Here is an 11,926-nt window from a genome sequence, read left to right on the forward strand (position 1 = left end):
CGCCGATATAAGCTCAAGATACATCGTCAGTTCACTTTGCAGTCGGCGCGGCATTCCATTCGCACGGCAGTAATCTACCGCCGCCACGAATTGCCACCAGGTGCGGTGCACATTATGAAGCTGGTCAATTCTCGCGCCGATATTGATCGGAGGTCTGCCTCGTGAATCATCTCTCTCTGCGGTATCACGGATTGCTGACTGCCTTGGCATGGCTTTTGGTTGCCGCTTCAGCATCGCCAATAACGCAATCGTTGCGGTCGGGTGCGACCTTTGCCGGTATCGACGGCACCTGTAAATTCGAAAAGCCCGGCGATCCGGACTGGATGTTTAGTCGCTTCACCTGTGTCGTTCCCTATGCGGAATGTCCGGCCTCAATCGATGACTGGCGCGCCAAGTCGCCGGGTGCGCGCCTGTATTATTACATCTCCGGCACTGACATGCCGTCGTATCGCAGCAGCTCGTCGACGATGTTCAACGGGGGGAAGAAGGCGGCCTGGATTCGCGACCGGATCGTCCAGCTGGGCGGAATCCAGGAAGAAGCCTACATGCACTTCTACAACGACACGCGCATCCGCAACTGGAACGGCAGTTCCTGGGATACCATGCTCATCCCGGGCACGAATTCACTGACAATCCAGCCCAAGGACTCCGTCAGCCGCGTACCTAATGGTTACATATCTTCACTCTTCAGCGGCGGCAACACCTTCTCTTACCCCACCCGACTGGCGCCGAATTTCCCGAGCGACCGTCTGCGGCAGGCCTACAAGGAATGGGTGACTCTGATCTTCAGTTCCGGCGGCGACTCCAACTGGCCAAATCGTACCGGCTACTGGGATGGAGTCTTCTTCGACAACTATAATCACACGAACTTGAAGGGGGCCGGCCTGGTGTCCGGCGGACTGGTAGTTGAAACCGGCACAAGTCCCGCAAATCTGCTGACGTACGGTACCGACACGTTTGCCGAGTGGGGCTGGAATTGGATGCTGGTCTTTGGCCGCGAGGTCCACGATACGCTCAAGACCTCAGCACAGTGGTCGATCGATCACAAGCACAAACAACTGGCCTACAACTTCGGCAATTATCACAAGACGATTCTGGAGAATCCGGATTCTTCCGGCTGCGACCTGGTCCACTATGAGTTCGGTTGGGATCCGGTTTACTGCAATAACTCCAGTGTGCACCGTCTCGAGAATCTCTATTCGCGTGACTCGCTGGCCGCTTCGCGCGGGGTTACGTATTTCTGGTGTTCGATGCCCCGCACCAGCTATGACGGCTGGTCGATTTCGTCGCTGCGGCAGGCGATCTACAACAATCTTTGTTTCTACCTGGCAGCCCGCAGCGATTCGACCTGGCTGTTCATTCGCCCGGCGTCCGGCAACGCCTATGGTGCGTTTCTGAATCCCGGATTTGACACGCTCGCCTGGATTCCGGCGATGGGCTACGAACTTGGTTGGCCCGCGCAGCACTACCAGCTGACGCAATCGGGCGCTTCGCCCGATCAGTCCGGAGGAACCTACAAGGTTTGGCAGCGCGAATATCCGAACGGGCGGGTATATATCCGAGCGCGGGACGGGTTCGAGTCCAAATGGGGAGATGCTTCCACCGCCGTGACAGTGAATCTCGGCGGCAGTTATCGCAAGCTGCTGGCCGACGGCTCGCTGAGCGATGTGATTACGCAGATCTCGTTGCGCGGCGGCGAGGGCGCGATTATTGTGCCGACCACATCCAGCGGCGGTGCCGACTGCCCGACCCCGCCGACCCGGCCGACTAACGCCACGCCCGGCAATGGTACGCTCGCTGCCAGCGTCACACCGAGCCTATGCGTCACGAGCTCGACGCAGTCCGGCTGCGAACAGCCGATCCGGTACCATTTCCAGATTTCCACTTCCAGCAGTTTTGCCCTGGTTACGCAGGAGAACGTCGCGGTGCCCCATACGTCGGGGACCTCGTGCTGGCAGGTACCGGTCAACCTGGCGCCGGCAACGACATATTACTGGCGCGTCCGCGCCGGCAACGGGAGCTTGTGGTCGGCGTGGTCAAGTACGACGAGCTTTGCCACCCCCAATACACCGCCGTTGACGCCGACTCTGAATTCGCCGGCCAACGGCGCCACGGTCAATGCGCGGCAGCCAACCTTGATTGTGAACAACACCACCGACCCGGAAGGTGTTACGCCCACCTATCAGTTTCAGGTCTCACTCAATTCGAGTTTCACGTCGATCCCGGCCCAGGCCAGCAATGTCGTCCAGGGCGCCGGCGGCACGACCTCCTGGCAAGTCGGCTCACCACTGACCAACCTTACCACTTACTACTGGCGCGTGCGCGCCTCGGATGGGACGTACTCCTCCCCGTGGTCATCGGCGCGGACATTCATCGTCAACGTGTCATTGGCCAACACACCGCCGACGACGCCGACTTTGAGTGCGCCGGCCAACGGCGCTGCGGTGGCGACGTTGACACCGACGCTGCGGATCGTCAATTCGACCGATGCCAACGGCAACACGATCACCTATCAGTTCGAGCTGTATGACTCCTCGCTGACGACGCTGATCCAGATCTCTTCGATGCTGGCGCAGGGTTCCGGCACGACGACCTGGACGTTGGCGACCAACCTGGTCGACGGTGCCTACTACCGCTGGCGGGCGCGCGCTTACGACGGCCAGGCCTGGTCAGGTTATATGGAGCCCGCCGGATTTCGCATCGTGCTCGCCAACAATCCGCCGACGGTTCCGGGTCCACTGACACCCACAGCCGGGCAACCGGTCTACGGCCATCCCATCACACTCGTCGCAAATAACGCCACCGATCCTGACGGCGATCCGCTGTACTACCTCTTTCGCACTTGCTCCGATTCACTGCTGACGGCGCAAGTCGAGATCTCCGGCAATGTTGCCCAGCAGTCGCCGTATACGACTTACCAGAGCACGGCCAACTACCAGCACAATCGCCGCTATTGGTGGACGGTGCGGGCATTTGACGGCAGCGCCTATTCGGCGTGGGCGCCGGCGCAGGTGTTTACGCATTATGACATGGCACTCGATGCCGGTGAGGTAGCGACGCTGCTGTATCCCGTCGACGGGGCGACTGAGATGTCAGCACATCCGACGTTTGAGATCGGTTGGAGCGGCGATCGCGATACCATCGCTTGCACGTTCGAAGTCTCGCGCGACCGCGATTTCGTCGACTTGTTCGATGCCGGAATCGTCGTCGGTTATTCCGGTTCCGCCCGCTGGACGCCGCAGCGCGCCCTGGAAAACGAGACGATCTACTACTGGCGCGCTAAACTGGCCACCGACGGATACTCGGAGACTGCAAAGTTCACGGTGAGTTCGCCCGTGTTCGTGTCCCCGAATCCCTTCTCCTATCTTGACGGTGAACTGGTATTTCGCAACCTGCCTCCGGGCTCGCGGCTCGAGATCTTCACGGCCTCGGGCGACCGCATCGTCGCTTTCGACAATCTCAGCGGCGAGTATCACTGGGATGTCCGCAATCCGTCTGGAGAGAAGCTGGCCCCGGGTGTGTTCTTATATTACGTCCGCTTCGACGACAAGACGATTGCGGATAAATTCATCGTCGTGCGCTAACTAAAAGCGGGCGGATCATTCGATCCGCCCGACACTTACCGATTCAACTGCACTAAAACCCAAGTCTCAGCGTTCGTCGTCCTGCCACGGATGGCCGGTCTCATTGGACTCCGGAACCTGAAGCGATTCCTCCGGCACTTCGGCCGAGCGAATCATGTGATTGCGGAAACTGTTAACCGCTTCCGCCGCACGCAGCAGGGTGCCGGTCACACTGGAGCTGTTGCCGTTATTGAGGGTGTTGAAGATGGCCGTCTCGGTTTCCTGTAGAAATGCGTCGATCGTGAAGGGTCGTTGATCGAGGTCATATTCAAATTCCTTCTGCCGGACGAAATCGGTGACGGTCAGGTTACGGCCAGAAGGCGACAAACCGAAAACGCCTTCCTTCTGGAGAGTATCGATCCCCGGCGCCGAGCCTGCGTCAGCAGTCGTCGCCGTCTCTTTCGGCGCAAGCGCGTCAGCTAACTGACGCGCGTAGTCTTCCGGAAGCACCAGCGGTGCCGGTCGGAGCGGAGGGTCGAAGAAAGGATCGACCGCCGTCACAGCGCTAACCTCACTCACACTGGTTTGGCGCAACCGCGCCATCATATCCTCACTCTCGGCGGCCTTCTGATTCCCCCGCACACGCTCGTCGAGCTGCTCCAGATAGGCTTGATGCACCTTCTTGTGGACGGCGTACATCGCGTCATCCATTCGTTCTCTGCCGGCTGTACGTTCGTGCTGAGCGGAGATTGAATTCTCGATTGCCCGCCGATCAATCGCCTGCTCGTCAACTTGCTCCGCAGTCACCCCCGCGGTGTCGTCGCTTTGCATTTCGAACTGGTGTTCAATCATCAATTCTGCATCCTCCCGTTGCGACTGCGACTGCTTGAGCATCTTCTCGAGAAATACCTCCAGCACGCTGCGTGACGCTTGTTGTCGCTGTGCCAGATCGATCTTCCCCGCCGATTCGTCCTCCTCGTCCTCAAGGCGCTGCTCTGCCGGCGATACCGACTTGCGGTCGCTCGAACGTTTCGCCTGATCGACTGGTGTGCGATGCGTTTCCGAACCCTGCAATTTGGGTTCATCTTCATCCGACCGGGCAGTGACATCCGGCTGTTTCTCGCGATCGTGGGTTTGCGGAGATTGTCTTTTTTCGGGAGGCCGCTTGGCTTCAGCGGCTTTGTCGTTCACCTCAAAAGCGGGAGTGAACTTATTGGCATCAGCGGGAATCGTTGTGACCATTGAGCGTCGCTCTTCGGCCTCCGGAGAACGATTGTCAGATTTATGGCGGAGCTTGGCAAGCTTCGCTTCGACTCCGGCCTTTTCCAATTTGCGTTGCACCATCGCGCCGACCTTGCCGAATTGCGGTTCGTCCTCGCGAGATCGCTTCTCTTTCGCCCGCGGCGGTGTGACCTCGACACGATAAGTGTTTGTGACATTGACCTTAATCATATTCGCCTACACTTGTGCCAACGCATTCCTTCTCCCCCGTTTCACTTCACGCAAAAGCGGTACCAAAGGCACGGGTGGCGTAAGCGGTTAGGGGCGAGCGGGTTGGAAATAGTCGATTGCGATGATGTCTTGCCTGCCCCCCATACTGATGGCAACAATCCCACCAGCGCGATCAGATTTCACACACGACACCGGACGCTGTGTGGGAAGTCAACAGCCGAGTGTGGCGTGTCCGCCTTAGTTTCTGAGTGAAACTGGCGATACCGCGCCGCGGCGGCCCCTGCGGCAGAGACGCCAATGCTTTGATAACGAAAGGGTTCTGAGGGTGAACGATCCTCCCAGTGCTTCGGCAGCCTTGTTGCATCCCTAGTCACCGACACGGACGACGCAAGGAGGATCCGCATGATCACCATACAGGGTAGTTTTGCCGGCATGAACACCGTGCGCAACCTGTCGTTGATCCAGCGCAGCCTGACCAAGACCATGCAGAAGCTGTCTTCCGGCGAGCGCATCAACACGGCAGCGGACGGTCCGGCCGAACTGGTGATTTCTGAACAGATGCGTGCGCAGATCGGATCGCTCACGGAACAAATCAAGGGTTTGGAAGCGCATCTCAATCGCAATGCCGCTACCGATGCCGCGCTTGGCGAGCTGACAGATGTCGTTCGCGAGATGCGGCAGATCGTACAGACGGCCAGTGACGAGGCAACCAACACTCCCGAGACCGGCAAAATCCTGCAACAGCAGATGACCGAGACGGTCGCAGCCTTCAACCGACAGCGCGCCGAGACCGGCTACGGCAATCAGAAGTTGCTGGACGGCTCGGACGGTGCCGTCGTCGCCGTACCGCAGATGCCGGACCTCGATGTCTCGACGCCGGACCAGGCGCGAGAGGCGCTGAGCGAGGTGGACCGCGTGTTGCGTTCGGTTTCGGACTTGCGGCTGGATGTTGGTGCCAAGACCAAGAATGAATATGAATCGACCATGCGTTCGCTGGAGGTGGCGTCACAGAACCTCACTGCCGCGGAGTCGACGATCCGCGACACTGACTATGCCAGCGAACAGGCAAGTTATCTGCGTTCAATCGTGCAACTGAACGTCGGAATGGCAGCACAGGCGCAGGGGCAACTGACGTCGGATACGGTTTTTAAGTTGCTGCACGCTTGACGCTCAATTACGAACCTCCCCTGTAGGTGTTTCACACACCTGATGCGCTTTCTGCCTGAGAGGCCCGGCATCCCCTGCCGGGCCTCGACCTTTTTTGTTCAGATTATTTCTCGAACTGCCGGCGAATCTGGTCGGCGAAGATCTGGCGATCGACCTGGAAGTTGTAGTCGTGGATGGTGCCCGACTTGCCGACGACCAGCTGCAGCGGGAAGTCAGTGACTTGAAAACGATTCATGAAGATAAGTCCGGTATCAACATACACTGCAAACGGGAGTGACTGCAGGCGCTGGTACGCCTGCGCGGCCTCCACACTTGCGGGCACGATTGCCGCAACCTCTTCCGGAGACATGAGCTTCTTCTCGAATTGGTCGCGCCAGCGGTCAATGATCTTGACGCAGTAACTGCAAGTCGGTTCCAGGAACAGAAATACCCGGCCTTGCCCGAGAATCTGGCTGGTTTTTGTCACGTTACCGTCAAGGTCGAGCACCTCAACATTGGGAAATTGCTGACCAATCAACAGGCGATAGCCGGTAGTATCAGTAGCCGCCTTCGACGACACTGTCGCTTCGTCCTTATTTGATGGACTGCATGACAGCGAAACAGTGATGGTGATCAACAAAGTGATTGCGAAGCTGATCTCATTTCTCATACTGGTGGCAAATATAATTGCCTGTGCTATGCCGAAGCGAACGCAAAATCCCGACACCTCGAAGTTAAGCCCATTTCACCAGTGCGTTGTCGACGTCATTCGGCGCATTCCGCGCGGCAAAGTGACATCATACGGCCAGATTGCCGCCCTGGCAGGTGAGCCGCGCGCGGCACGACAGGTGGTCAGGATTCTGCACACCCAGAGCGAAAAGCACGGCCTCCCGTGGTATCGGGTGATCAACAAGCAGGGGCGGATATCATTGCCGCATCATGGAGGCTATGAGCTTCAGAAGTCACTATTGAAGAAGGAGGGTGTTCGGTTCAATCGCGACGACGTCATCGACCTTGCCCGCTTTGGCTGGAAACCGCGCCTCCGTTAGCCCCGTTCTATCGCATACCGATCTTATCTGAATTAGCTTGCAAATCGGCAGCCAATTGATTAGTTTATGTGAAAATTGTCACAAGCGACGAGGAGATCGCGCATGAAGTTGGAAGATATCAAGAAACTCATCAAAGCCGCTGAGATTGAGTACATCGATGTGAAATTTTGTGATCTTTCCGGCCTGTGGCACCATGTCACACTGCCGGTGGAGTCTCTGGATAGAGAGTTCTTCGAACACGGGATCGGGGTTGACGGCAGTTCGATGCGGGGCTTCACCTCGATCGAGCGCGGCGACATGATCGTGTTGCCTGACCCGGAAACGCGATTCGTTGACCCGTTTTTCGAGCGGCCGACTTTGTCGTTCCTGGGCAATTTCATGGAAAGTGGCCGGACAGTAACGCCCTACTCACGTTGTCCACGGCGGGTGGCAGCGGCGGCGGAGCGCTATGTTGCGTCAGTGGTCAGGGGTGCCGAGGCGATTATCGGACCGGAATTTGAGTACTACGTGTTTGACAAAGCCGATTATCGCCAGGAACCGGGGACGGCCTATTATGTCGTCAAGTCGGCCGAGGCCGATACGATCGACGATGAAACGGAAGACAATCTGGGATACAAGATTGGCTGGAAGCGGGGCTATCATATTGCGCCCCCGCTGGATCGGACTTTCAATCTCAGATCGGAGATTTCCTCGCTGCTCAAGTCGGTTGGCATCGGATTGAAATACCATCACCACGAGGTTGGCGGGCGCGGCCAGCATGAGATCGAGACCGCATTTCAGCCGCTGCTGAAGATGGCTGACCAGTCGATGCTGGTGAAGTACATCGTCAAGAATCACTGTTTCCGCATGAACAAATCCGCGACGTTCATGCCGAAGCCCCTCTTTAACGAGCCCGGATCGGGAATGCACGTGCATCAATACCTGGCTGCCGGCGCCCACTCACTGTTCTATGACAAGAGCGGACGAGCCATCCTGTCCAAGGAGGGGATCTACTATATCGGCGGCATCTTGAAGCACGTGGATTCACTCCTGGCATTTACCAATCCATCCACCAACTCCTTCAAACGGCTGGTCCCCGGATTCGAAGCGCCGATTGCGGGAACTTATTCGATGGGCAACCGCACAGCTTGTATCCGTATCCCCGGCTATCAGCGCAATCCCAAGACGATGCGGTTTGAGTTCCGTCCGCCCGATGCAACCATGAACCCGTACCTCGGCTATGCGGCGATGGTGATGGCGGGAATGGACGGAATCAAGAACAAGATCGATCCGGGTGCGCCGCTCGACAAGAATCTCGATGACTTGTCAGAGGGCGAGCTGGAGAAGATCCATCAGCTGCCGACATCCCTTGATCGGGCGATTAAGGGACTGGAGAAAGACCACTATTATTTGCTGGAAGGCGGCGTGTTCTCGGAAGACCTGATCGAGAACTGGATCAAGGTCAAGGGCGATGATTTCGGAAATATCGGACGGCAACCGACGGTCGGCGAGTTTGAATTGTACTACGATTGCTAATCACGCTGAGAGCCGCTTGCCCGCGCTCATAGGAAGCCGACCGTACATGAGTGTAGGTCACCTGCTCATGAAGGGATTACCCGCGACGGCTTGATTTGCCATGAGCGACCGACATTCTCACGAACACACTCACGATCATCAGCATCCTGGGCCTGCGCACGACCACCAGGCGCATCACGAGCGACGCACTCGCTGGGTAGTCTACTTGACCGGCGCCACAATGTTGGTGGAGATTGGATTCGGCTACTACACGAATTCTATGGCGCTGCTGGCCGATGGCTGGCATATGTCCTCGCATGTGCTGGCCATCGGGCTGAGCTGGATGGCCTATGCGCTGGCGCGACGCAACCACGACAATCCCCGCTTTCGTTCCGGCACCGACAAGATCCTGGCATTGGCGGGATATACGAGCGCGCTGTTCCTGCAGGTAATTGCCGTTTGGATGGCGATTGAATCAGTGGCGCGTTTCATCCATCCGCAGCAGATCAAGTTCGGCGAGGCGATAGTCGTTGCGGTTGTCGGGCTGGCAGTGAACTTCATTTGCGCCCTGGTTCTGCATCATCCCAAGGAGCATTCCGATCACAACATTCGGGCGGCATATCTTCACGTGATCGCTGATGCCCTGACCAGCCTGACGGCAATCATCGCGCTCACTGCGGGACTGATCTGGAACATCTATTCACTCGATGCCCTGAGCGGAATCATCTCGTCGATCATCATCACCAAATGGGCGATCGAGTTGGCGCTGCAATCGGCGCGCGACCTGCTGGATTTCAAGTAGCCCTACCGGGCTTGCTACCTACGGATTGGCGCTTGACTAAATGGGCAAAAGAGGCTATATTAACGCGTAAATCATTAATTGTCATATCCTTGGAAGAGTCTTCTCCGGCAGAGATGTCATATTGGGAAGGATGGTTTCGATGTTTGCATCGCGCTGGGCGCTTTGTGCGCTCTGGCTTATCAGCTCGGCGCTTGGAATTTGGCCGAGCGAAGACAGCTCGTTCTATGTCCTTGCGCAGCCTGAACCGACCGGATTCTGCGGGTCGTCATTAACTCCGGCCCAGGCTCAAGCTGCATATCAACGGCATTTGAAACTGCTCCATTTGAATCGCGGGAGATCGACCACTCATTATCGCATCCCGGTGCAGATGCACATCATCCGGCACAATGACGGAACCGGCGGATTCGACCCTGCGGAAATGCCGCTGGTCATGACCTCGGCCAACGTGCTGTTCAGCCAGGTGAACGTCGAAATCTACGAGTACAAGAACGTCGACTTCATCAACTCCGACTTCTTTTTCTACGACTGCACTAACGACGCGCAATGGGACTCGCTCAAGCGATCAAGCGTCGAGCCCGAAGCGATCAACATCTACTGGGTGCCGAACGAATCGGGCTTTCCTTACTGCGGCATCTCCGCTTTTCCCGGCAGCGGGACACAGGGGATCATCATGAACAACTTGTGCGGCGGGTTGGCGCAGCCGTTCAACTCGACGATCGTGCATGAGATCGGGCATTATTTCGATCTCTATCACACGCACGAGACCGCCTTCGGTAGCGAGTGTCCGAATGGCAGCAATTGCAGCGTTGCCGGCGATCTGCTCTGTGACACGCCGGCCGATCCCGACCTCTACCAGCACGTCTCCCCTGCGCCTGATTGTATCTACGACAATTATGCCGCCCCACCCGGAGGGTGCGATGCGACACCATACAGCCCGCAAGTCAACAACATGATGTCGTACTCGTATAAGGCGTGCCTTGATCTGTTTACGCCGCAGCAGATTGACAAATTCCGGTTGGTGTTGGAGACGACGCGACTGGAACTGGACGTCATCGCCGGCAGTCTGGCCTACCGACCCCGGCAGATTTCGCCGCTGCTGGCCGTCCCGGGGACGATCGTCGATACCACAATTCGCGTCACGAATATCGGGACGAACTCAACGACGATCTATTCCGTCACGGCCATGGCGGGTCGGCTGGACATATCCGGCACCACACCAGTGACGCTTCCCGCCGGGACCTATCAGGATTATGTCGTCAGTTATGACGCCAGCGGCGCCTCTGGCGCCTGCGACGTCGGTCAGATCCTCGATGAAATTCGGTTTGTCACCGATGACACCGAGTTACCGGAGAAATATATCCCGGTGGCGATCAACGTCGTCTACTCGCAACCGAGCGTCAGCAGCAACAGCTTTGGCAGTAACTGCCTGACGTTCACTGTTCCGAATACGCCCGGATTCGGTAATCAGGCGCTGCAGGCGTTGTACAACGACCTCCTCGGCAATGTCGTGTTTGATGCCAGCCTTCTGGTCGGCACGGTTGATGGAACCGACACCGTGGTCTACCAGGACAATTACAACCAGGCCGATTTCGCCGTGGTTGACGGTTTTGCCGATAGTTCCGATGCACTCGGGCGAACACTCCAGAGCCTTCGGTTTGCAACCAACGATGGGCGAATTTACGGGGATGTCACCTACTACTATGGCTGGAATTCGCAGGGCGTAGACAGCTGCGCGCAGGTGGTGGCAATCTACAAGTTGCGAAACATCTGTGATACCGCGTTGACAGTAGCGGTTGGTGTCTTCGCAGATTTCGATGTTGACGACTACACGATCAACAACGGCGTTGCTGATGCTGCGCCCAACGCCATCGAAGTTGCGTCCACACTTGATGAGAATCGAGTGGTGGCACTGGCCAGTCTCGCCTCGTCAGCGCTGACTCCACGTATGCGCGTTATATCCAATGCCAGTCTCATCTATCCGACCTCGAGCCTGCCGGACCGCACGGCATACCGCGAGTTGGTCGCCGGCAACAGCGGTAATGAGTTCGCCGTGGACGTGTCGGCACTGCTGTCGTTTGGTAAGTTGAGCCTGCCGACTAACGGGGAGATCACGATTCCTGTCGCTTTCTTGCTGTCCAGTAACGGCGACACCCCATTTGCCGGGTTGATTTCTACGCTTAAGAGCATGCTTTCCGGCGGTAGTGCGAGCTGCGGGGACGCCGATGCCAACGGCATCGTCAACATCTCCGATGCGGTTTACCTGATCAATTACATTTTCGCCGGCGGACCGGCACCCATACCGCTCGACATGGGAGATGTTGACTGCAACGGGCATGTCACGATTTCCGACATCGTCTACATGGTCAACTACATCTTCAAGGGCGGTCCATCACCGTGTCAGTTTTGCCCGTAGCGGTCGC

The 11,926-nt window shown here is 57.4% G+C and carries 8 protein-coding genes; 6 read left to right on the forward strand and 2 right to left on the reverse strand.

Annotated features, from left to right (window positions below; all coding sequences use genetic code 11):
• Window positions 1-161 precede the first annotated feature (161 nt).
• Window positions 162-3,584 carry a hypothetical protein gene (locus tag IT585_09190; GenBank protein ID MCC6963413.1) on the forward strand — a complete coding sequence of 1,141 codons (3,423 nt, stop codon included), beginning with the start codon at window positions 162-164 and terminating at the stop codon, window positions 3,582-3,584.
• 66 nt (window positions 3,585-3,650) lie between these two features.
• Here IT585_09190 and IT585_09195 read toward each other — a convergent pair whose 3' ends face one another.
• Window positions 3,651-5,015 (reverse strand): hypothetical protein, encoded by a 1,365-nt coding sequence (locus tag IT585_09195; GenBank protein ID MCC6963414.1) that lies wholly within the window; start codon window positions 5,013-5,015, stop codon window positions 3,651-3,653.
• Between the two features lie 402 nt (window positions 5,016-5,417).
• Between IT585_09195 and IT585_09200 the strand changes: the two genes are divergently transcribed.
• Window positions 5,418-6,182, forward strand: coding sequence for a hypothetical protein (locus IT585_09200; protein MCC6963415.1), 765 nt, complete (start codon window positions 5,418-5,420; stop codon window positions 6,180-6,182).
• A 103-nt stretch (window positions 6,183-6,285) separates the two neighbouring features.
• Here IT585_09200 and IT585_09205 read toward each other — a convergent pair whose 3' ends face one another.
• Window positions 6,286-6,741: a redoxin domain-containing protein gene (locus tag IT585_09205; GenBank protein ID MCC6963416.1), complete on the reverse strand. Its 456-nt coding sequence runs from the start codon at window positions 6,739-6,741 to the stop codon at window positions 6,286-6,288.
• Window positions 6,742-6,859: 118 nt separating this feature from the next.
• Between IT585_09205 and IT585_09210 the strand changes: the two genes are divergently transcribed.
• The 4 genes from IT585_09210 to IT585_09225 all read left to right on the forward strand — a co-directional run bounded on the left by IT585_09210 (window position 6,860) and on the right by IT585_09225 (window position 11,919).
• Window positions 6,860-7,210, forward strand: coding sequence for a methylated-DNA--[protein]-cysteine S-methyltransferase (locus tag IT585_09210; GenBank protein MCC6963417.1), 351 nt, complete (start codon window positions 6,860-6,862; stop codon window positions 7,208-7,210).
• A gap of 102 nt (window positions 7,211-7,312) precedes the next feature.
• Window positions 7,313-8,725, forward strand: a complete 1,413-nt coding sequence (glnA, locus tag IT585_09215) for a type I glutamate--ammonia ligase (protein ID MCC6963418.1) — start codon at window positions 7,313-7,315, stop codon at window positions 8,723-8,725.
• A 100-nt stretch (window positions 8,726-8,825) separates the two neighbouring features.
• Window positions 8,826-9,506 (forward strand): cation transporter, encoded by a 681-nt coding sequence (locus IT585_09220; GenBank protein ID MCC6963419.1) that lies wholly within the window; start codon window positions 8,826-8,828, stop codon window positions 9,504-9,506.
• A gap of 307 nt (window positions 9,507-9,813) precedes the next feature.
• Window positions 9,814-11,919 (forward strand): hypothetical protein, encoded by a 2,106-nt coding sequence (locus IT585_09225; protein MCC6963420.1) that lies wholly within the window; start codon window positions 9,814-9,816, stop codon window positions 11,917-11,919.
• Window positions 11,920-11,926: the final 7 nt, after the last annotated feature.

The organism is Candidatus Zixiibacteriota bacterium, from assembly GCA_020853795.1.
GTDB lineage: Bacteria > Zixibacteria > MSB-5A5 > CAIYYT01 > CAIYYT01 > JADJGC01.